Raw genomic sequence first — 25,176 nt, forward strand, 5'->3', positions numbered from 1 at the left:
TCATTATGCCTGCATCCAGAACAGCGACACTGGCAGCGAAGCGCCAATAATAACGACAGCGGCAGTAGGATCATTATGGGCACACGTTCACTGGAACATTTCTTTAACCCCGGCAGCATTGCAGTGATTGGGGCATCTGAACGTGAGGGCAGCTTAGGGGGAGCGATTGTCCGCAATCTGCTCGACAACCATTATCGCGGCACGGTTTATCCCGTTAACTCACGTGGTTACAGCTCTGTTTATGGACTGAAATGCTGGTCGCGGGTGAGTCAGCTGCCGCAGGCGCCCGAACTTGCCATCGTCTGTACGCCTGCTGAAACCGTTCCTCGAGTGCTCAAGCAACTTCATCAACTGGGTGTGCAGGCGGCCATGGTGCTGACTGGCGGTATTGCCAGGGCGCGCTCTTGGCAATTCAGGCCCAGCTCTGAGCGTTTGCAGCAAGTCATTTCTCAGACCCGCATGCGCATATTGGGCCCAGATTGCCTGGGTGTCATTGTTCCTGGCAGGCAGCTGAATGCCTCGTTTTTACATGTGCCGGTACGTAAGGGCAGCGTGGCTTATATTGGTCAGTCGGGCACCCTGGCATCCGGTGTAATGGACTGGGCTTACAGCCGAAATATCGGCTTTTCTCACGTATTAACCCTGGGTAAAAGCCAAGATGTGAGCCTGGCCGATATTCTTGACTACATAGTGCAAGAGCCCCATGTGCGCACCATTCTGATTCAACTGGATGAAATTGGCTCAGGTAAGGCATTGGTACGAGCCTTGCGGGCGGCGTCGAGGCACAAGCTCGTTCTGGCCGTAAAAAGCAATCGTTTTGCCAACAGTCCTCTCAATCGCATCCCCACGCCAAAGGGCTTAATCAGTCGTGATCAATTGATCGATGAAACCTTGGCCCGTGCCGGTGTGCTGCGAGTGTCGGCGACAGACGAGCTGTTTGACTGCGTGGATGCATTGAGCCGGCGCCGAGAAGGCTTTGGGCGACGTTTGGCCATTGTTGCCAATGGTCGTGGCCCAGCTATTTTGGCGTTGGATCGGCTGCGTCATGACAAGGGCTTGCTAGCGACTTTGAGTGAAGACACTCGTGCGCATTTGCGTAGTCTTCTACCTGAATACGTGCGCACCGATAATCCGGTGCTACTGAACCCGGAACTCAATCCAAAGCAGCTGGCCGCAGTGAGCAACACACTGCTGCGGGACCGTCAGGTTGAAGCGCTGCTGGTGATTTATATTCCGAGTCTGGGATCTAGCGCTTTGGACAATGCCGATGAGCTGGTGCGCATTGCCAAAGCGAGTAACAAAACCGTCTTGACCAGTTGGATGGGGGAGTATTCCGTTGAGCAGGCGCGCGAGCTGTTCGATCGCCATGCCATCCCGACCTTTGATACGCCTGACAATGCCATCAAATCCTATATGTACATGGTGCAACACCAGCGTACCCAAGATTTATTACGCGAAACGCCGCAAAGCTTAGAAATCCCTATGTCAGGCGCCTGGCGTGAGCTGGGCGAAGAAATCCGTTCGCGCCATCGCCCTGGCGACTATCTGCCACCGAACGACGCTTGGCGATTATTGGAAGCTTATGGTTTTCCGTTTGCTGAAAACCGCTTTTTTAACAGCCGTAAAGAATTTGCTGCCATGGCAGAGCAGGTGCCTGGGCCCTGGGTGTTGCGGGTGCACCATCAGCGCTACTTGTATCCATTTGCTTACGGAGCCAATGCTCGGGAACGCCTGCGCAGCGTGGCGCGCGAGCTGCACACGGTCGAAGACATCCCACTGGCAGCCGACCGGCTGGAAGCGAAGATTCATGAAACCTTCCCCGACAGTCCGGTGTTAGGCTACACACTGCAAACCATGCACCGAGCGTTGGACAATTTACAGTTCTCCTTTGGCATTGGCCGCGATAGTGAGCTGGGTCCGTATTTGTTCTTTGGCGGCGGTGGTAGCACGGCCGATATTTTATCGGATCGACAAGTGGCGCTGCCGCCACTGAATGCCAATCTGGCTAAGCAGTTGATCAAGCGCAGCCACTTTTATCAGGTGTTGCGTGAGCGTTCTGACGACATCAAACGAGAGCTGGTAACACTGGAGCGCTGGCTGGTAGCCCTGTCGCACATGGCGCTGAATCATCCCTGGCTGTCTGGCATGGAAGTCAACGCCATTCGCCAGCAGGTGGGACGGTATTTGGCGATTGGTGTCGCGGCGGAAGTCGGTGTTACCAGTAAGAGTGCCATACAGCCATACCCATTGGAGCTGGAGCGCAGCTATAGCAGTCCGCGAGATCATCACTATACCTTTCGCCCCATTCGCGGCGAGGATGAACCCTTGCTGGAAGCGTTTTATCAGCGTTTGAGTCCAGAATCATTGCGGTTACGTTTTTTTTCGGCCAGGCGTCAGTTTGATCATAAGGAGCTGGCACGCTTTACCCAGATTGACTACGACCGTGAAATGGCCTTTGTCGCATTGCGAGATAACAACTTGTATGGCGTGGTGCGAGTGTGGATTGACCCGGATGATGTAACAGCTGAGTTTGCCGTGATTATTGACGACGGTTGTCGCGGAGAAGGGCTGGGTAAAGCGTTGATGGATACCATTATCGATTACTTGCAAAACCGCGGTGTGTTGCAAATTTATGGCTCGGTTCTGCCACACAATCGAGGCATGCTAAAGCTTGCCCAAAAACTAGGTTTTAGTCGTCGCAATAACCCTGATGAAGGTGTCGTAGATGTCGGTAAGTCATTGAATCCATTAAGATATAGTTGGCAGCGCAAGCGCATGTACCCGCTATAAAGTGTCTGTTATATTGGCAACTATAATAACGACGCCGTCACTGAGTGGCGCAAGAAAATAAGGTGGCCTGCAATGACCAGGTCCGCTCTCATACAAGGGGTTAAATTTGATACGGGTTCTTGTTGTTGATGATCACGAGCTAGTGCGCTCGGGGATTTCACGCTTATTGTCCGACAGCAAGGGAATTGAAGTAGTGGGCCAGGCGGCCAGCGGTGAAGATGCTGTTCAATGGGTGCGCAATGACACTCCGGACGTCATTTTGATGGATATCCATATGCCTGGTATTGGTGGCCTAGAGGCTACCCGTAAAATTTTGCGCACCCACCCGGAAGTGCACGTCATTGCCGTCACGGCACTGGATGATAACCCTTATGCTGCGCGTCTTATGCAAGCCGGTGCGTCGGGTTACATTACCAAAGGGGCGGATGCGGATGAAATGATTACCGCCATTATGAAAGTCCGCGCCGGGCAGAAGTATATTTCCCCTGAAATTGCTCAACGCATGGCACTTAAGCCATTTCAGGAAGATCAAAAGTCACCGTTTGACGAACTGTCTGAGCGGGAAATGCAAATTGCTCTGATGATCGTTGGTTGTCAAAAAGTAGCCGACATCAGTGAAAAGCTGTTTCTGAGTCCAAAAACCGTCAATAGTTATCGCTATCGCATATTTGATAAGCTGGATATTTCCAGCGACGTTGAGTTAGCACTGCTGGCCATGCGCTACGGCTTGGTTAATCCGGCCAGTTGAGGTTATGACGGCATTTGATATCCCTGCCTTTGTCGCCAATCTAACTCGTCGTGCCGGTGTCTATCGTATGTTCGATGAGGCCGGCGAACTGTTGTATGTTGGCAAAGCCAAAAATCTCAAAAATCGTGTGGCTAGTTATTTTCGTGCCCGAGGCCTGAACGCTAAAACCGTTGCTCTGGTGGCGCGCATTGCACGCATTGAAGTGACGGTGACCGGCAGTGAGGTAGAAGCGTTGCTGCTTGAGCAGACGCTGATCAAGCGCCATCGCCCGCCGTACAATATTCTTCTCAAAGATGACCGTTCGTATCCGTACCTGCATTTAACCGAGCATGAATTTCCCATGCTCAGTTACCGACGAGGTAAGCGCAAAGGCGGTGGGCGATTTTTTGGGCCTTATCCCAATGCCGGCGCAGTGCGTGAAGCGGTCAATCAAATGCAAAAGTTATTTTTGCTGCGCTCGTGTGAGGACAGCTACTTTAATCATCGCAGCAGACCCTGTCTGCAATATGAAATTCAGCGTTGCTCTGGCCCTTGTGTCGGTAAAATCAGCGCCGCCGACTACGAGCGCGACATTAATCATGCAGTGTTATTTATCCAAGGCAAAAGCCGCGAGCTACTGAGCGAGCTGCAGCAAGCGATGCAACAGGCCTCGGCAGATTTGCGGTTTGAAAAAGCCGGCGAGCTAAGAGATCAGATTGATTTGATTCGCCGCATTCAGGAAAAACAGAATGTGGATTCTGACAAAGGTGATGCCGATGCCTGGGCGTTAGTGCACTGGCAAGGCATCACTTGCTTGCATCGCTTGAGCTTTCGCCGCGGTCGACTGGTTAACAGTCAGAGCTTTTTCCCGGATAATCCCGCTGGACTCGACGACGAAGAACTGCTGGCAGAATACTTGAGCCAGTTTTATTTAGGCGGCCATGCGGCTGAAGGTTTACCGCGCGATATTATTGCTGATATCGACCCTGATGCCATGGCGGTGGTGCTGGAGGCGGTGCGGGTTGAACAGCAGTACCGTTGTCAGCATGTGCGAGGGGTTCGTGGCCAGCCTAGACAGTGGCTGCATATGGCGCAGGAAAATGCCCGCACCGGCGCGCACAATCAATTGTCAGCGGCGCAGCTGGCGAAGCAAAAACTGGAGCGCGTGCAACAGTTGTTAGGGTTGGTCAGTGTGCCAACGCGGATTGAATGCTTTGATATCTCGCATTCGCAAGGGGAGGCGACTTACGCCTCTTGCGTAGTGTACGACCATGATGGGCTAAATAAATCGCGTTACCGCCGTTTTGCCATCAAGGGCGTCACGGCTGGCGACGACTATGCCGCACTGGAACAAGCGGTGCGGCGGCATATGACCCGACTGCAAGAGCAGCAAGATTGCCCCGATGTGTTGATGATTGATGGTGGCAAAGGACAAATAGCGCGCATTCAGTCCTTGTTGGATGACATGGGCTTGGCCCAGGTGCAAGCCTTTGGTATTTCAAAAGGCGAAACGCGAAAGTCTGGCTGGGAATTTTTATGGCGAGCAGGGCAGAGTCAGCCCATTATTCCCGACGCCCACGATGAAGGTTTTCGATTGTTGCAATGGGTGCGTGATGAATCCCATCGCTTTGCCATTAGCGGTCATCGTAAGGCACGCGCCAAAAGTCGTGGCCGCTCGGGTATAGAAGATTTGCCTGGCGTAGGGCCGAAACGACGCAAAGCACTACTGCTGCATTTTGGCAGCATAAAGAACATGACTGGCGCCGCCCGTGAAGAAATCGCTCGGGTACCAGGTATCAGTAATAAACTGGCAGAACAAATATTTGCTCATCTGCACGGTGAGCCACTGGAGTAATTGCACACATGAATTTGCCCAACCTCTTGACCCTCAGTCGCATCATCATGATTCCCATGTTGGTGGTGTGTTTTTATTGGGCAGGTCCTGCGGGCAAGATATGGGCAGCCGGCTTGTTCTGTTTGGCCTCGTTCACCGATTGGTTTGATGGTTATCTAGCGCGGCGCTGGAATCAAACCACCCCGTTGGGCGCTTTTCTTGACCCTGTTGCCGACAAGCTGATTGTCTCGGTGGCGCTTATTTTGTTGGTTGAATCCCACGCTTCGGTTTGGTTGACCATTCCCGCCACGATTATTGTCGGACGTGAAATCGTGATCTCCGCCTTGCGTGAATGGATGGCCGAACTGGGTAAGCGTGCCAATATTGCCGTATCTAATATCGGCAAAGTCAAAACGGCGATGCAAATGGGCGCCATTGCCATCCTGCTGGCAGCTGAACTGCATACCTGGCTGAACTGGATTGGCCTGAGTTTGCTGTACGGTGCCGCCGTGTTGACCATCTGGTCGATGATGGTCTATCTCAAGGCAGCGTGGCCGCATCTTTCTGCCAGCAAATAGCCAAATCATGGCTAAGTGCCTAAAAAGTAAGAAAAAAAGCTTGACGTGCTGAGCGAACAGATTACAATGCGCAGCACTTACGCGGGAATAGCTCAGTTGGTAGAGCACAACCTTGCCAAGGTTGGGGTCGCGAGTTCGAATCTCGTTTCCCGCTCCAATTCATCTTCGTGATGAATCAGGCGCGATAGCAAAGTGGTTATGCCGCGGATTGCAAATCCGCTGACGCCGGTTCGATTCCGGCTCGCGCCTCCACATTATGCGTAACAATACAGCCAGTATTGATATTCCTTAGGGTGCGCACACTCAGCCCGAGTGGTGGAATTGGTAGACACAGGAGACTTAAAATCTCCCGACCTAACGGTCGTGCCGGTTCAAGTCCGGCCTCGGGCACCATTCATGACAAGATCTCCAGTGATAGCGCTTACTAACTGAAGGCTGTCCTCGTAATATCCAGCATACACAGCTCAAGCTTACTGCAGCATAAAGTCACGACCTCCCTAATATTGCACTATCGTTGATCAGATAGGTTGCGCCACAAGGCAACCGCTAAACTCGCGGTCTCGGCTATGCAATATCTTTTGGCATTATTTTTGGTTTTGTATGGGCTTTCACCGGTGGCGGTTGCCAACCAGGAGCAGAGTACCGTGCCATCCTGGACCGACGAAGAACAAGCCTTTTTAGCGACTCATCCCGTCATCAACGTTTCCAATGAAATGGACTGGCCGCCATTCGACTTTGCCGACAACTCAGAACCCCAAGGCTACAGCATTGATATATTGCGGCGCGTAGAAGAAATCCTTGGTGTGAAGTTCAACTACATCAACGGCTATGAATGGGCCGAGCTGTACAAGAAGTTTGAACGTCGTGAAATCGACGTCATTCATCCTTTGTATAAAACGCCGGCCAGAGAACAAGCCGGTTTGTTTACCACCACTTTGTATGCCGGGCGTCACCACTTTATCACCCGCAAGAGCGAAGATGATGTTGGTAGTCCAGATCAACTAAAAGGCAAAACTGTGGCTGTTGTGAAAGGTTATGCCACGGTTGATTTTCTTAAAGATCGCTATCCAGAGGTGGACCTGTATTACACCAGCAGCCTAGAAGAATCCTTGAATGCGGTCAGTTCCGGCGTTGCCTTTGCCACGATAGAGATCAAAGATGTCGCCCGATATGCTTTTTCGACCCAGGGCAGAGCAGACTTAAGAGTGAACACCTGGTTTCGTGACCTGGATTACACTCGCGACAGCAACCTTTATTACGCTATTCGAAAAGACTGGCCAATTCTGAGAGATCTGTTCAATAAAGCGCTGGATCGAATCAGCGTAGCCGAGTACGAAACCTTACGGGTGAAATGGTTCGGTAGTGATTTAACCACTCGAATATCCCTAACACCGAAAGAAGAAGCTTGGCTAGCGAGCCATAAAGAAATCGTCGTCAGTAACGAAGCCAACTACCCACCGTTTAACTTTTCTATTGGCGATACACCTCAGGGCTACAGTATCGATGTACTGAAACTGGTGGCTGATCGCATTGGCTTGCGCTTGCGCTACACACCACCGTCCACCTTCGATCAATTGCTAGAGGGGTTTAAGGAGGGGCGTATTGATTTACTGCATAGCTCTGCCAAAACTCCAGAAAGGGAGAAGTTCAGTTTATATTCCAATAGCTACGTCACCTTTAGAACGCGCTTTGCGACCCGATCTGACGCCCCGGATATTGAAGGGTTTGACGATCTGAAGGGCAAAACCGTTGCGGCTGGAAAAGGCTGGTTTCAAGAAGAGTTTATACGCACCCACTATCCAGAAATAAAACTGCTTATCGTCGACACCACCGAAGACATGCTCGATGCGGTTGCCTCTGAACAAGCCTACGCAACCGTTGTCAATGAAAAGACCATTGCTTATCTATTTACCCGGGTTGGCTACACCGGCTTAAAAGTATCGGGTTGGGCGCGCGAGCTGGATGGCGGGCGTATCCAAAAATACTATTTTTTGACCCAACCCAGTTCACCCATTTTAAATGACTTGATTAATAAAGCACTAAGGTCCCTTAGCAATCGTGATCTTGAAGACGCCAGGCAAAGATGGTTTGGCGGGCTAGAAGCTGGCATGCAGATGGTGGCCATCAGCGAAAGAGAAGCGGATTACCTGAACCGCAAAGGTGTTATCACTTATTGTGCAGACCCCGGCTGGTATCCATTTGAGTTTATTGATGAAGAGGGCATTCAGGGGCTTACCAAGGATTATATCGATCTTATCGCCGAACGCACCGATGTGACGATGGCACTAAAAAGAACGAACTCTTGGGTGGAGACCATCGAGGCATTACAAAATCGCGAATGCGATATGGCCATGCAAATTGCAGAAACCGAAAGCCGACTTGAATACCTTATCTTCACTCAGCCGTATTTGTTTTTCCCGCAGGTGGTGGTGACCCGCACCGATGCTCCTTTTATCAGTGGCACATCGGGCGTATTGGGTGAAACAATCGCCGCGGTAGAGGGTTATGCCATTGTCGAAATCCTGTCTAAGAAATACCCAGATCTGGATATTGTCGAGGTAAAAAACCACGAAGAGGGGGTACTCAAAGTCGCCGAAGGCGAAGTCTTTGGTTTTATCGATTTTCTTCCCTCAGCCAGCCGGGCTATTTCAGACTTTGGCGCCGGTACGCTGAAAATCTCCGGCAGCTTGGATGAAAAAATCTCGTTAGGAGCGGGGGTGCGAAGCGACGCTCCTGAGCTGAGATCGGTCATGAGCAAGGCAATACAATCCGTGTCTGCCCGCCAGCATAGAAACATCATGGACAAATGGATGACCATCAAATATGAGCAAGGATTTGATTATGACTTGATGTGGAAAATGCTCGCTGTTGTTGGCGCAATTGCGCTGCTGTTTGCTTATCGGCATCGGCAAATTTCGCTGTACAACAAACAAATGCACAAGGTGAACGGCCAGCTGGAGCAAACCATCGTCGCGCTTCGACAGACCCAGCAGAAGCTGATAGAAAGCGAAAAAATGGGGGCCTTAGGTAAAGTGCTGCAAGGTGTCGCCCATGAGCTAAACACACCTCTTGGCGTGTGTATGACGGCCTGCTCCGTATTGAAGGACGATTCAGCCAAGGTGGTCGCCGATTCGGATAGCGGAGAACTGACTCGCTCCGGTCTGAAGCGCTATTTTGCCAGTGAGGACGAGGCGCTTAGATTGATCGACAGCAACCTGCGCCGTTCGGCAGAATTGGTGGCGGTGTTTAAGCAGTTGTCGCCAGAGGAGTACGGCGATGAGCTGGATGAGGTAAATTTGCAGGGGCTGTTGAACTACACCTTATCTAGGTTTTCTCAGGCGTTGCATGAAAAGCATATCCAGGTGGAATGCTCTGTTGCCGAGGGTGCTTCCATCATTACTTACCCCAGTGCCCTTGAGGCGGTTCTATATCAATTGGTCAGCAACGTCGTCGACCATGCCTTCAGTGAATCGAATAACAACCCGACACTCACTATTGAGGTGAGCCTTTGTGAGCAAGGTGCTTCGTTGGTCGTCGCCGACAACGGTGACGGTATTGATACCGAGCTGATTGAAAGTATTTTTCAGCCCTTTTATACCACCGCCAGAATACGCGGCAAAACCGGGCTGGGGCTTAGTATTGTCTATAATTTGGTGACCCACCGGCTTAACGGCAATATCCGTTATTACGCGAACAACGGCGGTGGCACCTGTTGTGAGCTCACCTTACCTTTGCAGCTGCAGCAAAATCGAACCAACTCCTGAGTCGGCGATGGCGTTTTTCAACCCTGTACCGAAAGCCAGCTAAGCTAACAGCTTGCACCTAGGGAAGGGATTATGATTCGAGCGCGCATTCGCACATCACGCTTAACCCTGCTGTATGGCCTGTTGGCCTTGGCCACCGTTGTTGGGCTTTGTACCGCCTTGGTGATGTCATGGCTTTGGAATTTGCAAAATCTGCAGCACGAGCTGGATTCAGAAAGCTATGTTATCAGCCAGTATGTGCGCGAAAAAATGTCGCAAAACGAAACCTTGCTGGTGGGGTTGTTTACGTATTTTAAAGACAAGCAAAGTGTTGAGTTAAAGGCCGCTCGCAATTATGCCGATATCATGGCGCAGCGCTTCCCGCATGTGTACATGTTTCAAGCCGCCCAGTTTGTGCAAAGTCATAACTGGGGCGAATACGCCCGCTATATGCGCCAGCAACAACACGATCCATCGGTGTTGCGGTTGGTCAGCGGTCAAGGGCTGGTACCCGAAGTGATTGCACCCGGCGATCAGGCCTTGCCGGTGATTATGATAGAACCTGCGGTCGAGGCATCGCGGTTAGGCCTGGACCTCACCACCATTGATTTCATTAATAACCATATTCCGCAGCATATCAATGAGCGCATTGTACTGACGGAACCGTTCACCTTGCTGGAAGAAGAACCAGTGATGGTGATGATGCAAACGGTGCTGCTAGACGATCAGCCGGAATATCTTTCGTTATTGGTGGTTAAAGTGAGCGACCTGCTGCCCAATTTGACCAATGCCGAAGGCTTAGATGTCAGCGTTTACGTCGAAGCTCCGAATGAGCGCTTTAAGCTGACCAGCTTGCATAGCGAAGATGACGATGGCATTCCGTATCTATCCACTTTGAAAACATCACGTCAGTTGGATTTCAGCGACTACGCACTGGATATTCACTTCTCCAGCACCGTCGGATGGAGTGATTTGCGCTGGGGCTGGTTAATTATGACGCTGCTCGGCATGTTGGTGCTGCCAACGTTATACCGGCAGATGTATAACATTCACTCACGCTTTGAGGCAGGCGAAGAAGAAAAGCGTCATCAGCTGTATCGCCAAGCCAACTACGATGCGCTGACCGGGCTGCCCAATCGCTATATGTTTGAAGAATACGCCCAACGTGTTTTAGCGACCTGTGAACGTTCCAATACTCAGGCCGCCATCCTCTACCTGGACCTGAATGGCTTTAAGGCCATCAATGATAATCTTGGCCATGAAACCGGCGACTGGGTGTTGGAGCAGGTGGGTAAAAAGCTGACCCAAGCCCTGCGGCGCGGCGATATGGCTGCTCGTGTCGGCGGTGATGAATTCGTTATTATCATCGACCCGATAGACAGCATGGAGCAGCTGCTGCACATTCTTGAGCGGCTGCGCGCTCTGGTGTTAAGCATCAACGATGGAAAGCTCGAAGGTTTTCCCGTGTCTGCCAGCATTGGTTTTGCTTACAGCGCCGTGCAAGGCCATGAATTGACTGAGTTGATGCGTATTGCCGATGGCGCCATGTATCAAGAAAAACGAGCCCAGCGCAGACAAGGCGGCAGTCAAGCTGCAGCGGTATAAGCAGATCCACCACCTCTGGCAACATCTTTGACTAGTATTGAGCTAACGTCTGTCGACAAGGATGTGATACATGTCTGTGGTTCGTTTTCGCTCCGAATGGCTCGCCTTGCCATTGGCCCTGGCGGCGGCTCTATTGGCCTACCTGCTGATAAATCAACAGCAGCACTTGGAGCGCGAACGCCAGCTGACTCTTCACTGGCGCCAGCTCAGCAGCTTAGCATCCAACATCAATACCGAAATCAGCCATGCGCGCGATGCGCTGCTGGAGCTGCAGCATAAATCTGAGTACTTCGCCCAGGATAATGACCTGGACCTGGATCAGGCCACCTTGGCCTGGGCATTAAACGTTCTGGCGACGGTCAGTCCGAATTATTTGCAAGTGCGTTATCTCAATGTTCAGGGCGATGAAGTGATTCGCTATGATCGCAAAGGCGATAAGGTGGTCGCAGCGAAACCTGAGCAGCTGCAAAACAAACGCGATCGCGACTATTTCAAATACGGTTTGGCGTTAGAGGATGGCGATGTTTATGTCTCAGACTTTGACTTAAACATTGAACATGGCGTGATTGAGCAGCCTTGGCAGCCGACCTTGCGCTTGGCTGTCACCATTCAAGCCGGACAAACCATTCATGGCGTGATCGTCGTCAATCTGAATGCTAATTCTGTGGTGACGGCGATACAGCAGGCCGAACTGCCCACGTATCTTATTCGTCATGATGGAGCTTGGTCTCTAGGGCCTGATCCGCAGCAGCATTGGTCCTACGTATTTGATCGCCCCCAGTACATTTTTGACCATCCAGATGCACCACCGGCCACCAGCCTGCTCGAAACCGAGCAAGCCTCCTGGCGCGGCGCTCAAGGTGGATACTGGCTTAGTCTGCCATTGGCCAGTAATTATTGGAGCATGACAGGGGAGCATGGCAGTTATTTGATCAGCTACGTTCCTAAGTCACCACGGGTCGCCATATTGCTATGGTTAGCGGCGTTTGGCGTGGCCATGGCAGCGCTGTGTTTTGCTGCGATACGTCGCTGGCGACTGCACCGGGAGCAAAGCCAGATAAAACGCATTGAAGATGAAAAAGCCAAGGTTTTGCGAGAAAAGCTCGAGTCGTCCGTTATTGCTCGTACCCAGCATTTAAACGACAGCTTGGCCTTGATTCGGGCTATCACGGATAACTTGCCCATGGTGGTCGCCTTATGGGATGAAAATCTGTGCTGTCGGTTTATTAATAACGCCTGCTTGGCTTGGTTCGGCAAGTCGCCAGACAGTTTTCTACAAATCCAGCTAAACGAACTTCTGGATCATCAGCATTTGCCTGGCGGTCAACGTCAGCAGGCCATGTTCACTATGCCCATGCAGCTGCACCAACTGCAGCAGCCGAGACAGATTCAAGTGCAGTATGCCGCCTGCTTGTATGAAAACGACAAACAGGGTTGGGTGACGATATTTACTGACGTGACAGAGGCGATAGAGCAGCGAGAGGCGCTGGAGCAGCAAACGGCTAAAGCCGAGGCGGCCGCACGCACCAAATCTGAATTTTTGGCCAATATGAGCCATGAAATTCGCACCCCCATGAATGCCATTATTGGCATGCTAACGGTGTTGAAAAAAGCCCAGCTAGATTCTGTGCACGCGGCGTATGCCGACAAGGCTCACAGTGCCGCGATGACTCTTTTGCAAATATTAAACGACATTCTTGATGTCTCTAAGTTGGACTCGGGCAAGCTGGAGGTGGACAAACACGAGTTTGCACTCGACGAGGTGATTGATACCGCCATGGATCTGTTTGCCCTGCCGGCCGAAAACAAGGGGCTCCAGCTTGCGCTGCAAATCGATGCCAATGTGCCCACTCGTTTGATCAGCGATCGTCTGCGCATCAGCCAGATATTGCACAACTTGCTCAGTAACGCCATTAAGTTCACCGCTGAAGGCAAGGTATCCTTGTCGATTCATATTGGCCTGGATAAACAGCATGTGCCGCAGCTGTGTTTTGATGTCGCCGACACCGGCATTGGCTTTGATAAGGAATTTAAAGATAAGTTATTCGGCGCCTTCTCCCAGGCCGATGCCAGTACCACGCGCCGCTTTGGTGGCAGCGGTTTGGGATTGTCGATTTCACGCCAATTGGCGCAGTTGCTGGGAGGTGATATCAGCGCCATGAGCAAACCTGGCATGGGTAGCTGCTTTACCTTGACTCTGCCATTGGCTGAATGCGCAGCCGGCACTACCTATAAAGCACTGGCGCCAAGTGTAGGGCAGTTAACCGTGGTCACCCACCGAGCGGAGCAATACTCATTGCTGCAGCAACTGGCTTCTGCTTGGGAATTATCGCTTCAGTTCGTGCCGCCAGCCGCAGGCCTTGAGGCTGGAACACAGCTGCAGCAGTTAGCGCAACAACCTGGGCAGAAGCTGTGGGTTGATATGCGCTCCCTGCAAGCCTGTGCCTCCTTGCAGGTGTTGCCCGTCGGCGAGACGGCGCAACAGTGCCAGCTGGTGTTATTAACCCCTCAGCATTTGTCCGGCTCAGATGTAGCGGCCCTGAATGCCCTGGATATTGGCATTGTTTCGTTGCCACTGACGCCCGCTAAGATACAACGCGCCTTCTCGCTTACCAGCCACAGCAGCCAGTCAGACGTCGATCACCATCATCAAGCCGATTGGTCCCATCTGAAGGTACTGGTGGTGGACGATGTCGCGGTCAACTTAGAAGTGGCCGGGCTGCTGTTAGCTCAGCTGGGTATACATAGAATAACCAACGTCACGTCTGGCAATGAAGCCTTGCAAGAAGTGCGGCAGGGCAATTTTGACCTGGTTTTAATGGATGTCCATATGGATGGCAAAGACGGCATCACCACAACCCGTGAGCTGCTCGCCATGTTTGAGCCTGATGAACGACCGGTGGTTATTGGTTTATCGGCTTCAGCTATGGAGCAAGACAAACGCATTGGCTTGGAATCCGGCATGACGGACTATCTCACCAAACCCCTCGGGGTGACTGAGCTAGAGCATTCGTTACAGCAACATCTGTCATCAGTTGAATGTCATGCTAATAACTCAAGCAGCAGTGCAGTGCCAGTAACAGATAACCCCAATCATTCACTGCCACCCTTTATTGATTTGGCTCAGGTGGAACAGCGTTTTCGTGGCAATAGTGATGTCATCGTAAAATGTTTGAGTATTTTTGAGCACAGTTTGCCGCGCTATTTGGAGGAGCTAAAGCAAGCTTTTGACCAGCATGACGTTACTCATATGGCGGGCATTGCCCACAGCATTAAAGGGGCTGCTGGTAATATCTGCGATCAGGCTCTGTTTGAATTCGCCTCAGAGGTTGAAACTGAGTTAAAACAACAGAGCAGCGAGACCAAGGTGCCCGCTTTAATTCAGCTGATTGAATTGCATTATCAGCAATTATTAGCGTATCAACGCCCAGCAGAGTCGCCTGGCGAGCAGCTGGATCGGGCGGGTTTTAGCCAAGCCATGGCCGCCATTGCCGATGTGATTGAATCCCATGGCATCGTCGATCATGAGCAGCTCGCCGGCGTGTGCCACTATCTACAAAGCCATGGCCGGCAAGACAGTGCCAAGGCATTGCAGTCAGCCGTTGAGTGCTTTGAATACGAGCAAGCCAAAGATGTGCTGGATGAGGTAAAGCAGGAGCTGAATTATGGATAAGGCCACTATCTTGATTGTGGAGGACAATCCAGTAAACATTCAGGCTCTGGTGTCTATTTTGCACCAACACTACCAAATAAAGTGCGCTAAAAACCTGCAAGATGCCCGCAAGCTACTCGACCCTGCACTGGATTTGATTTTATTAGATTTGTATTTGGAGGATGAGCGCTCGATTGATTTTATCAGTGAAGTAAAGCAGCATGAGCTGTTTGGTACTATTCCCATTGTCTGTGTCAGCGCCTCCAATGACGTGACAGATATTGAAGAAGCCTTTCGCAGTGGCGCATTGGATTACATTATTAAACCGCCCAACGAAACCATTATTCTGTCGAAAATTCGCACCCTGCTGGATTTGCGCTCAAAAACCGCTTTGCTAGAAAAAGCCATCACGACCGACCCGCTTACCGGGGTTGGCAATCGCCGCCATTTTCAGCAAACGCTAGATTATGAATGGCGCCGTTGTTGTCACCATAACACCTCGCTGACGCTGGTGGTGGTCGATATCGATTATTTTAAATCCATCAACGATACCCATGGGCATTTGGTAGGCGATCAGGTCATTGCCCATGTTGCCAAAACCTTGTGTGCCCATGTGCGCCGATCCCAAGACACCGTCACTCGTTATGGTGGCGATGAATTTGCGCTGATTTTGCCGGCGATGGAATACGATGAATTATTTGATTTTCTTGACCATATTCGCCAAAAAATTGCTGACGTTGAGTTAACGCAGGGGATGTTGAGAGGCGTTGGTAGCATCAGTACCACTATGGGGGCTGCACTGACGTATCCGGTGGCAGAGAATAATGCCAAAGATTTATTGGCCGCAGCCGATGAGCAGTTGTATCGCGGCAAAGAATCGGGCCGGGGGTGCGTCCGTACCGGACGCATCCCATAACATGGCGAATGTCTAGCGTCGCTCAGGCAGTGCGACGCTTATCTGATGATTGAACGGCTTTAACTCCCTCATAGCAGCCTGGCGAGCAATGCAAGCAGCCGTTGACGGCGCTGCGAAAACGTCTGGCTTGCTCCAGCGCATTCACCGCAAAAGGGTATACCCCTAAATAAGTTCGATTATGGGGTAATGGCAAGTGTTTACAGTCATCGCTGTGGATGACGTGATAACCATCCGCCTGGGCTAAATCGTTAACGTAATAGTGTTTCATATGCTGGCCTCCTTGCAGCGCTGCTAAGGATAGGTGCCGATTTTGGTCCGGTCAGCGAGCGTTGTCGCTTTTTGTCGTGCGATATCTCCTACAAACGATGGGTTTATGTCAGGATAAAAGCTGATCGCATAGTCAGCTTGATATACCATGCCCGGCCTTACTGATTGGAGGCAGCATGCGATCGATTTTTTTATGTCTGGCACTCGTGCTTGGACTGGTAAACGGAGCTCAGGCAAATCCACTAAAAGTGGCCTTTGTCTATGTGGGGCCGGTGGGTGATTCTGGCTGGAGCAAATCCCACGACCTGGGCCGCGAGCATGTTGAGCAGGTGTTTGGCTCGCGCATTCAAACTCAGATAGTTGAATCTGTGCCGCCTGGCAGGGCAGCTACCGAAACCATCGAGTCGTTGGTGCAGCAAGGCACTGACTTAATCTTCACCACGTCCTGGGGGTTTATGGTACCCACAGACAAAGCCGCCCAGGCTCACCCTGACACCTTATTTGAACATGCCACGGGCATTCGCCGCGGCGATAATTTATCGACCTATGCCAATCGTGCGTATCAAGGGCGCTATCTGGCTGGTGTCGTCGCTGGAGCGATGAGCAAAAGTGGCCAGATTGGTTATGTCGCTGCACACCCTGTGGTAGAGATCATTCGTGGCATTAATGCCTTCACTTTAGGTGTGCGCAGCGTTAACCCAGATGCACATGTGCGCGTAGAGTGGACACGTTCTTGGTATGACCCTGCCATGGAAACCCGTCTCACCAATTCGCTGATTAATGCCGGCGCCGACGTCATCGCTCAGCACACCGACAGCCCGGCTCCGACACAAACGGCTGAGCGCCGCGGTGTTTACAGCATTGGTTATCATACCGATATGTCGGCTTATGCGCCTAAGCACCATTTGTTGTCGGTGGTGCACAACTGGGGAACTGTTTATGAGCAGCGCATCCAAGCGGCATTGGATCACTCCTGGCAGTCTGGCGATGTCTGGCAAGGGCTGGATTCCGGTGCTATTCGCCTGACGGATTTGCACCCTGACGTGCCAGCCGCTATTCGCGAGCGCGTTCAACAAGAGCGTGAAAGCCTGTTGTCAGGTGAGCAGCCGATTTTTGCCGGACCAATTCGCAACCACCGTGGTCGCATCAAGGTGCGTGAGCAAGTGGTGTTGAGCGACCTGGATCTGACCCATATGGACTGGTTTGTTAACGGCGTTAGAGGCGAGCTGCGAAGTTTCTAACTGGCCAGATAAGAGCGTCGGGCGCAGGATATGCGCCCGCAGTATGCGTAGTTTTTCTAGGTGGCTATAGTGGTTCGGTCGAATAGAGTCACAGTGATCGCTTTGTGATAATCGCCCGCCCACATTAGAAGGCCCATCGTTATGCCGCACCAACCCTTGCTGGATGCCATTTGTGAACAGGCTCCGGATCTTTTTGGCCAGGGAAAGGTCGCCGATTACATTCCAGCCTTGCAGTGCGTAGACCCACGCCAGTTTGGCATTGCCTTGCTCACCCATGATGGCCAGCTATTTGAAGCAGGGCAGGCGCGCAGTCGATTTTCTATTCAGTCCATTTCAAAAGTGCTGTCGCTGACGTTAGCACTGCAGCGCCACGGCGAAGCTTTGTGGCAGCGGGTTGGTATTGAGCCCTCAGGCACGGCGTTTAACTCGCTGGTGCAGCTTGAATACGAGCAAGGCAAACCACGCAATCCTTTTATTAATGCCGGTGCCTTGGTGGTGGTGGATGCATTGATGACCCGTAATGCCGTGCCGGTGCATACCATGTTATCGACGGTGCGTCGGCTGGCGGCCAACCCATCGATTGTCATGGACGAGGTGGTTAGTGAATCTGAATATCAGCACCGTGAGCGCAATGCTGCTATGGCCTGGTTGATGAAGTCTTACGGTAATTTTCACAGCGATGTCGACCAGGCGTTAAGAGCCTACTTTCAGTTCTGTGCCTTGCATATGAATTGTGTCGAACTGGTTCATACCTTTAGTTATTTAATGAATCAGGGCGTGTGCTTGCACAGTGGTCAGACCGTGTTAAGTCCGCGCCAAACCCAGCAAATCAACGCCTTGCTGTTGACCAGTGGCTTGTATGATGCTGCTGGTGATTTTGCTGTACGTGTTGGCATGCCGGGCAAGTCGGGCGTCGGTGGCGGCATTGTCGGTGCCGTACCAGGCAAGTTTACCGTCTGCGTTTGGTCGCCTGAGTTGAATGAATATGGTAACTCGGTGGCGGGATTGTTTGCCTTAGAAAAGCTGGCTGAAAACCTGAACAGCAGTATATTTCGTGGCCTGGGCTAGGGCATTGCGTGTGAGGTGGATGGCGACTCTGGTAATATGGTGCTTTTATGCCGTAAGAGACGTTGTCCATGCTGAACTATATCGAACCCGTCTTTCGTCCCCCGAGTGAAGGCCGGTCTCTCATTTTTCAGGTGACAAACGGCTGCTCCTGGAATAAATGCACCTTTTGCGACATGTACACCCAGCCGCAAAAGAAATTTCGCGCCCGTAATGAAGCGGAAGTCTTGGCAGAAATACAGCAAGCCAAAGCCATAGGGCCGCGATTTGAAAAGGTATTTCTTGCCGATGGCGATGCCATGGTAATACCCACACATCGTTTGGCCAATATTCTGCTCGCCATTCGTGAACATCTGCCTTGGGTGAAGCGCGTAGGGGCTTACTGTTTGCCGCGTAATGTGCGGAAAAAAAGCGTCGAGGATTTAACGCATTTACAAGCTCTAGGGCTTGGCATTTTGTATGTCGGCGCAGAGAGCGGCGATGACCAGGTGTTGCAGTGTATTAATAAGGGTGAAAGCTACGCTTCTACCTTGGAAGCTTTGCAAAAGATCCACCAGGCCAATATCAAAAGCTCGGTGATGATTTTGAATGGCATGGGCGGCGTACGTTACAGCGAGCAGCATGCCATCAACTCAGCGCGCCTGATGAACGACGCTCAGCCCGATTATTTGTCGACCCTAGTGGTAAGCTATCCGCTCGGCGATGAAAGGGTGCGCGAAGGGTTTGCTGGCGACTATGAATTGCCCGATCAAATGGCGTTATTTCAAGAGCTGAGGCTGTTGATCGATACGTTAGAGCTAGATAATACTGTGTTTCGAAGCGACCACGCCTCCAACTATTTGCCATTAAAGGGCACCTTAGGGGCAGATAAAACACAGTTTTTACAGCAGCTGGACGCCGCCATGAATGGGCGAATTGCTTTACGCCAAGAATGGCAGCGAGGGCTGTAATGGATCTGAGCAAACTGCAACTACAGCTTGGTTTAACGGCGGCGCAATCTTACCCGCCAATAGAGCAGTGGCAACCTGAACTAAGCGGTGATATCGACATTGAAATACGCGCGGATGGCAGCTGGTGGCATGAAGGCACCGCTTTTGAGCGCCAGGATTTGGTGCGGCTATTCGCCTCTATTTTGCGATGCGAACAAGGAGAGTATTTTTTAGTCACGCCGGTAGAGAAATGGCGCATCCGCGTGGTCGATAGACCCTTTGTGATTACGTTGATCGACGAAGGTGATAGTGGTATAGAATTTGTCAGTAACGTCGGTGATGTTGGTCTTATTGGCGCCGATCATCCGCTGCGTCTTAGTCAGTGCCCCGCTGCAGCTGAGCCAGTGCCTGAAGTGAAGGTGCGCCATGAGTTGTGGGCGCGTTTATCGCGTAATGCTTATTACGCGTTGGCAGAGCAGGCGTTTGAGCGAAATCAGCAGTGGTGCATCAAAAGTGATGGTGCGGTTTTTGTGATTGGAAATATTTAACCAGCCAAAAAAAGTGCTCAGGGCGGCACATCTGTTCGTGCCTGAACGCAATTTAATGAAATAAAAAACCGCGCCTAAGCGCGGTTTTTTATTGGCCGAATTACATATTCGGATAGTTCGGGCCGCCGCCACCTTCCGGTGTTACCCAGGTAATATTCTGAGCCGGGTCCTTGATGTCACAGGTTTTACAGTGAACACAGTTTTGTGAATTGATTTGGAAACGTTTTTCACCGCTTTCGTCTTCAACCACTTCATATACACCCGCTGGGCAGTAACGCTGCGCTGGCTCGTCAAATTTAGGCAAGTTCGATTGCAATGGGATGCTGGCATCTTTTAACTTCAAGTGACACAGCTGATCTTCGGCGTGGTTCACATTGCCAATAAAGACGGAATCAAGCTTAGTAAAGCTCAATACGCCATCCGGCTTGGGATAGTTGATCTTTTTGCATTCGCTAGCCGGCTTCAGCATTTCATGATCAGCCGTGGTGTCGTGCAGTGTGACCGGAATAGGGAAGATATTTTGGTCAATAAAATTAAATGCCGCACCAGCAAAGGTGCCGAATTTATGCATGGCAGGGCCAAAGTTACGACTGCGATGCAATTCTTCATAAGCCCAAGATTGCTCAAAGGCCGTGGTGAATTCGGTTATTTCATCGTTTGCACGATCGGCTTTAAGGGCTTTGTACAACTCTTCTGCTGCCACCATGCCGCTCTTCATGGCGGTGTGAGTGCCTTTGATTTTGGCAAAGTTCAAAGTACCGGCATCACAACCAACAATTAAGCCGCCCGGGAAGGTCATTTTCGGCAAGCAGTTAAGGCCGCCTTTGGTGATAGCACGGGCGCCGTATGACACGCGCTTGCCGCCTTCCAGGTATTGCTTGATCACCGGGTGGTGCTTCATACGCTGGAATTCATCAAACGGGCTCAGATGCGGGTTGGAATAAGATAAATCGGTAATCAGGCCAACCACGACCTGGTTGTTTTCGGCGTGATAGAGGAAAAAGCCGCCGCTAGAACCCGATTCACTTAACGGCCATCCCGTGCCGTGCAATACCAAGCCTTCTTTGTGCTTGGCAGGGTCGATGTCCCACAGCTCCTTGATGCCGATGCCATAGTGTTGCGGGTCTTTGCCTTCATCCAGCTTGAATTCACTGATCAATTGCTTGCCCAGATGGCCGCGGCAACCTTCGGCAAAGATGGTGTATTTTGCACGCAGTTCCATGCCTGGCATGTAGGTGTCTTTTTGCTCGCCGTCGGCGCTAATGCCCATGTCGCCCGTAACGATGCCTTTGACCTGGCCGTCTTCGACGATGTAATCCGCCGCAGGAAAACCAGGATAGATTTCAACACCGACGTTTTCGGCTTGCTCGCCTAACCAACGGCACACATTGCCCAGTGACACTATGTAGTTGCCGTCATTGTGCATTGGCTTGGGAATGCTCCAACCCGGAGCTTGAATGGCTTTTTCTTCGCTGGTCATGAAGTACACTTCGTCTTCAGTGACGGCGGTGGTCAGTGGTGCGCCTAGCTCTTTCCAATCCGGGAACAGCTCTGCCAGGGCACGGTCTTCAATGACTGCACCAGATAAGATGTGGGCGCCAATTTCTGAGCCTTTTTCTACCAGGCAAACGGAAATTTCTTCACCGGCGTCGTTGGCCAGCTGCTTGATACGAATGGCTGTCGACAGACCGGCCGGGCCGCCGCCAACGATGACCACATCGTATTCCATCACTTCACGTTGCATATCAATCTCCTCAAGCGTCACGGGGAGTGTGAGCATGTTGCTCTTATATACCCGCCCACAGCGTGCATTGTTAATATCAAACGAGCGTTTGAATTTCCTGCATTATACGGCTCCGACCGGTGCTGGCAACTGCTTTAACCTTGCCAGAGCTGCGAGCATTGGTGGCGAGCACTTTGTTGCAGTGAATCTAGGCGACCATGCAAAGTCGCAATCTGCGGATAATACCTAGGCCGCGCCTCCGGCTTGCGCGTACGCTATTGACGCTGTCAATAAAGGGACCAATAATGTGCCGCGCTGGAAAGGGTACCCGCGTGTGACGGCGTCATCGTTGCGGAGAGGTATTCAGTACCCTTTGTTCATCCACTAGAGAAAAACGAGGAATCTATGAAGGTTCTTGTCGCTGTAAAACGCGTGATCGATTACAACGTGAAAGTCCGCGTTAAACCAGACAATTCAGACGTCGACTTGGCTAACGTCAAGATGGCGATGAACCCATTCTGTGAAATCGCGGTGGAAGAAGCGGTTCGCCTGAAAGAAAAAGGCGTAGCGACCGAAGTTGTCGTGGTATCTATCGGTCCTAAAGTAGCGCAAGAGCAGATTCGCACCGCGCTGGCATTGGGTGCAGACCGCGGCATCCTGATTGAAACCGAAGAAAAACTCGAGTCGTTGAGCGTTGCTAAGTTACTGAAAGGTGTGGTTGAAAAAGAGCAGCCACAACTGGTACTGATGGGCAAGCAAACCATCGACAGCGACAACAACCAGACTGGTCAGATGCTGGGCGCACTGACTGGCATGCCACAAGGTACTTTTGCTTCTGAAGTGGCAGTTGATGGCGATAAAGTAAACGTAGTTCGTGAAATCGATGGTGGTCTTCGTACTGTGGCACTGAATCTGCCAGCCATCGTTACTACCGACCTGCGTCTGAATGAGCCACGCTACGCGTCTTTGCCTAACATCATGAAAGCTAAGCGCAAGCCTTTAGACGTGACAACACCTGCAGATCTGGGTGTTGAAGTTAAGTCGACTCAATCTTTGGTTAAGGTGACTCCTCCTGCTGAGCGTGAAGCCGGCATCAAGGTAGCCAGCGTGAGTGAGCTGGTCGAGAAACTGAAAACTGAAGCGAAAGTGCTGTAACAGAGGTAAGTGTAATGGCTATTTTGGTAATCGCAGAACACGACAACGCCACTCTGAAAGGCGCTACGCTGAACACCATCACGGCAGCCAAGGCGATTGGCGGTGATATCGATGTATTGGTCGCTGGTAGCGGCTGCGGTGCAGTAGCAGAAGCTGCTGCTAAAGTTGACGGTGTTGCTAAAGTATTGCTGGCCGACAACGCAGCATATGAGCATCAGTTGGCTGAAAACATGGGCGAGCTGGTGGCTGAGCTGGGCAAAGGCTACAGCCATATCCTGGCTGCTGCCACTACCACTGGTAAAGACTTCCTGCCACGCGCAGCAGCCTTGCTGGACGTTAACATGCTGTCTGAAGTGATCGCAGTAGAAGATGCTGAGACCTTCTCTCGTCCTATCTATGCGGGTAACGCAATTGCAACAGTTAAATCTGCTGACGCCATTAAGGTGATGACCGTTCGCGGCACCGCTTTTGACGCAGCAGCCGAAGGCGGCAGTGCAGCCATCGAAGCCGTTGATGTTGTGAAAGATGCCGGTGTTTCTGCTTTTGCAGGCGAAGAGCTGGCTAAGTCTGATCGTCCTGAGCTGACTGCAGCCAAGATTGTTGTTTCTGGTGGTCGTGGTATGCAAAACGGCGACAACTTTGAAATGCTGTACAAGGTGGCAGACAAGCTGGGCGCTGCTGTAGGTGCGTCTCGCGCCGCAGTGGACGCAGGCTTTGTTCCCAACGATATGCAGGTGGGTCAAACCGGTAAAATCGTTGCGCCAAACCTGTACATTGCCGTGGGTATCTCAGGTGCCATCCAGCACTTGGCGGGCATGAAGGACTCTAAAGTTATTGTTGCTATCAACAAAGACGAAGAAGCTCCTATCTTCCAGGTGGCCGATTACGGCCTGGTTGCGGATCTGTTTGAAGCCGTACCTGAACTGGAAAATGCGCTGTAATATCAACAGCTTAGAAGAACCCGGCCATGGCCGGGTTTTTTTATGTCATGCGCTTGTCATTTTTTGGTAATAAGGTAACGTACCTGCACCAAACGTACACACAAGGACTCTGCGTTGAATATCACTGTCGTTGGCAGCGGTTATGTTGGCTTAGTTACCGGCGCCTGTTTTGCCGAAATGGGCAATTCGGTGATCTGTGTCGACCAAGACGCCAGCAAAATTGAGCAGCTGCGGCAAGGCCACATTCCCATTTATGAACCGGGACTGGACGCCATTGTCGGCAACAACAGCAAAGCAGGGCGGTTAAGATTCAGCAGCGATTTGGCCGCTGCCATGGCGCAATCATCGTTGTACTTTATTGCCGTTGGCACACCCGCAGATGCCGATGGCTCAGCCGATCTCGATCAGGTGTTGAGCGTTGCCCGCACCCTAGGCCAACACCTCAGTCACGACGCCATCGTGGTCAACAAATCGACCGTACCCGTCGGCACTGCCGATCAGGTCACCGCAGCCATCCAAGCAGAGCTGGATCAGCGCGGTGTGAGCGTGTCATTCGACGTCGTCTCTAACCCAGAATTTTTAAAAGAAGGCGCGGCCATTGATGACTTTATGCGTCCCGATCGCATCGTTATTGGCGTAGAATCGGATCGCGCTAGACAAGTGATGGCCGAGCTGTACCAGACGTTTTCGCGCAATCATGACAAAGTGATGTTTATGGGCGTGCGCGATGCCGAGCTGACCAAATACGCTGCCAATGCCATGCTGGCCACCAAGATTTCCTTTATGAATGAAATGGCCAATCTTGCAGAGCGTATGGGGGTCGATATCGAGCAGGTGCGCAAAGGTATCGGCGCTGACTCGCGTATTGGCTACAGCTTTATTTACCCCGGCTGTGGTTATGGCGGCTCCTGCTTCCCTAAAGATGTAAAAGCCCTGATTCGTATGGGTGAGGCCTTTGATTATCGCACCGATGTTCTCAATGCCGTCGAAGCGCGCAATAAGGCGCAAAAGCAGCGCCTGTTTGAAAAGTTACAGCAGCGTTTTGATGACTTTAGTGATAAAACCATTGGCATCTGGGGGCTGGCGTTTAAACCTGGCACCGATGATATGCGCGAGGCCAGCTCGATTGAGCTAATCAACGCTTTGGTCAATGCTGGCGCTAAGGTTCGTGCTTATGATCCAGTCGCCATGGCGGAAGCCAAAAAATATTTCCCGAGCCTTTGGTTCGACAATGGAACTATTGTGCTCTGCGCCCATCAATACGATGCACTGGAAGATGCCGATGCCATGGTACTGGTAACGGAATGGAAGCCCTTCAGGCAGCCGGATTTTAATGCAATTGGTAAACTTTTGAAGCAGCCCATCATAATTGATGGTCGTAACCAGTATGATCCGCACAGTTTGAAACAACAGGGCTTTGACTACACCGGCATTGGCCGGGACATAGCCTGAGACGGAACAA

At 51.6% G+C, this 25,176-nt stretch carries 17 protein-coding genes and 3 tRNA genes; 18 read left to right on the plus strand and 2 right to left on the minus strand.

All coding sequences use genetic code 11. The features are described 5' to 3' along the window. Nucleotides 1-75 precede the first annotated feature (75 nt). The 11 genes from AC55FS_RS11340 to AC55FS_RS11390 all read left to right on the plus strand — a co-directional run bounded on the left by AC55FS_RS11340 (nucleotide 76) and on the right by AC55FS_RS11390 (nucleotide 15,845). Nucleotides 76-2,790, plus strand: coding sequence for a bifunctional acetate--CoA ligase family protein/GNAT family N-acetyltransferase (locus tag AC55FS_RS11340; protein ID WP_496932363.1), 2,715 nt, complete (start codon nucleotides 76-78; stop codon nucleotides 2,788-2,790). Between the two features lie 106 nt (nucleotides 2,791-2,896). Continuing rightward, complete coding sequence (gene uvrY, locus AC55FS_RS11345) at nucleotides 2,897-3,538, plus strand: UvrY/SirA/GacA family response regulator transcription factor (protein WP_496932364.1); 642 nt, start codon at nucleotides 2,897-2,899, stop codon at nucleotides 3,536-3,538. A gap of 4 nt (nucleotides 3,539-3,542) precedes the next feature. Next, the gene (gene uvrC, locus AC55FS_RS11350) at nucleotides 3,543-5,372 is read left to right on the plus strand and encodes an excinuclease ABC subunit UvrC (protein WP_496932365.1); all 1,830 of its coding nucleotides are present in this window, start codon (nucleotides 3,543-3,545) and stop codon (nucleotides 5,370-5,372) included. An 8-nt stretch (nucleotides 5,373-5,380) separates the two neighbouring features. After that, a complete protein-coding gene (gene pgsA / locus AC55FS_RS11355; protein ID WP_496932366.1) occupies nucleotides 5,381-5,929 on the plus strand; it encodes a CDP-diacylglycerol--glycerol-3-phosphate 3-phosphatidyltransferase in 549 nt (182 codons plus the stop codon). Nucleotides 5,930-6,010: 81 nt separating this feature from the next. Further along, nucleotides 6,011-6,086 (plus strand) — tRNA-Gly (locus AC55FS_RS11360). Nucleotides 6,087-6,107: 21 nt separating this feature from the next. Continuing rightward, nucleotides 6,108-6,181 (plus strand) — tRNA-Cys (locus AC55FS_RS11365). Nucleotides 6,182-6,235: 54 nt separating this feature from the next. Next, a tRNA-Leu gene (locus AC55FS_RS11370) sits at nucleotides 6,236-6,322 on the plus strand. A gap of 251 nt (nucleotides 6,323-6,573) precedes the next feature. Beyond that, nucleotides 6,574-9,693 carry a transporter substrate-binding domain-containing protein gene (locus AC55FS_RS11375; RefSeq protein ID WP_496932367.1) on the plus strand — a complete coding sequence of 1,040 codons (3,120 nt, stop codon included), beginning with the start codon at nucleotides 6,574-6,576 and terminating at the stop codon, nucleotides 9,691-9,693. Nucleotides 9,694-9,765: 72 nt separating this feature from the next. Then, entirely contained in the window at nucleotides 9,766-11,277 is a 1,512-nt protein-coding gene (locus AC55FS_RS11380; RefSeq protein WP_496932368.1) for a GGDEF domain-containing protein, read from the plus strand. A 70-nt stretch (nucleotides 11,278-11,347) separates the two neighbouring features. Beyond that, entirely contained in the window at nucleotides 11,348-14,950 is a 3,603-nt protein-coding gene (locus AC55FS_RS11385; RefSeq protein ID WP_496932369.1) for an ATP-binding protein, read from the plus strand. Further along, entirely contained in the window at nucleotides 14,943-15,845 is a 903-nt protein-coding gene (locus AC55FS_RS11390; protein WP_496932370.1) for a GGDEF domain-containing response regulator, read from the plus strand. The genes AC55FS_RS11385 and AC55FS_RS11390 overlap by 8 nt, the downstream gene beginning before the upstream one ends. Nucleotides 15,846-15,867: 22 nt before the next feature. On the opposite strand, the gene AC55FS_RS11395 is transcribed toward AC55FS_RS11390, so the two are convergent. Further along, nucleotides 15,868-16,113: a hypothetical protein gene (locus tag AC55FS_RS11395; RefSeq protein ID WP_496932371.1), complete on the minus strand. Its 246-nt coding sequence runs from the start codon at nucleotides 16,111-16,113 to the stop codon at nucleotides 15,868-15,870. A 175-nt stretch (nucleotides 16,114-16,288) separates the two neighbouring features. Here AC55FS_RS11395 and AC55FS_RS11400 point away from each other — a divergent pair, with 175 nt between their 5' ends. From AC55FS_RS11400 to AC55FS_RS11415, 4 genes are all read left to right on the plus strand, one after another. Next, nucleotides 16,289-17,353 (plus strand): BMP family ABC transporter substrate-binding protein, encoded by a 1,065-nt coding sequence (locus tag AC55FS_RS11400; RefSeq protein WP_496932372.1) that lies wholly within the window; start codon nucleotides 16,289-16,291, stop codon nucleotides 17,351-17,353. A gap of 141 nt (nucleotides 17,354-17,494) precedes the next feature. Beyond that, a complete protein-coding gene (gene glsB, locus AC55FS_RS11405; RefSeq protein ID WP_496932373.1) occupies nucleotides 17,495-18,421 on the plus strand; it encodes a glutaminase B in 927 nt (308 codons plus the stop codon). A 68-nt stretch (nucleotides 18,422-18,489) separates the two neighbouring features. Then, the gene (locus tag AC55FS_RS11410; RefSeq protein ID WP_496932374.1) at nucleotides 18,490-19,368 is read left to right on the plus strand and encodes a radical SAM protein; all 879 of its coding nucleotides are present in this window, start codon (nucleotides 18,490-18,492) and stop codon (nucleotides 19,366-19,368) included. Then, entirely contained in the window at nucleotides 19,368-19,895 is a 528-nt protein-coding gene (locus AC55FS_RS11415) for a DUF1285 domain-containing protein (protein ID WP_496932375.1), read from the plus strand. The genes AC55FS_RS11410 and AC55FS_RS11415 overlap by 1 nt, the downstream gene beginning before the upstream one ends. Before the next feature lie 100 nt (nucleotides 19,896-19,995). Here the strand turns inward: AC55FS_RS11415 and AC55FS_RS11420 are convergent, their stop codons facing one another. Continuing rightward, the gene (locus AC55FS_RS11420; protein WP_496932376.1) at nucleotides 19,996-21,639 is read right to left on the minus strand and encodes an electron transfer flavoprotein-ubiquinone oxidoreductase; all 1,644 of its coding nucleotides are present in this window, start codon (nucleotides 21,637-21,639) and stop codon (nucleotides 19,996-19,998) included. A gap of 384 nt (nucleotides 21,640-22,023) precedes the next feature. On the opposite strand from AC55FS_RS11420, the gene AC55FS_RS11425 reads away from it, so the two are divergent. The 3 genes from AC55FS_RS11425 (at nucleotide 22,024) to AC55FS_RS11435 (ending at nucleotide 25,166) form a co-directional block, all read left to right on the plus strand. Beyond that, entirely contained in the window at nucleotides 22,024-22,773 is a 750-nt protein-coding gene (locus tag AC55FS_RS11425; RefSeq protein ID WP_496932377.1) for an electron transfer flavoprotein subunit beta/FixA family protein, read from the plus strand. Between the two features lie 14 nt (nucleotides 22,774-22,787). Continuing rightward, nucleotides 22,788-23,714 (plus strand): electron transfer flavoprotein subunit alpha/FixB family protein, encoded by a 927-nt coding sequence (locus AC55FS_RS11430; RefSeq protein ID WP_496932378.1) that lies wholly within the window; start codon nucleotides 22,788-22,790, stop codon nucleotides 23,712-23,714. Between the two features lie 114 nt (nucleotides 23,715-23,828). Next, a complete protein-coding gene (locus tag AC55FS_RS11435) occupies nucleotides 23,829-25,166 on the plus strand; it encodes a UDP-glucose dehydrogenase family protein (protein ID WP_496932379.1) in 1,338 nt (445 codons plus the stop codon). The last annotated feature ends 10 nt before the right edge of the window (nucleotides 25,167-25,176 follow it).

The sequence above is a fragment of the Bacterioplanes sp. CLAM21 genome (assembly GCF_059641015.1).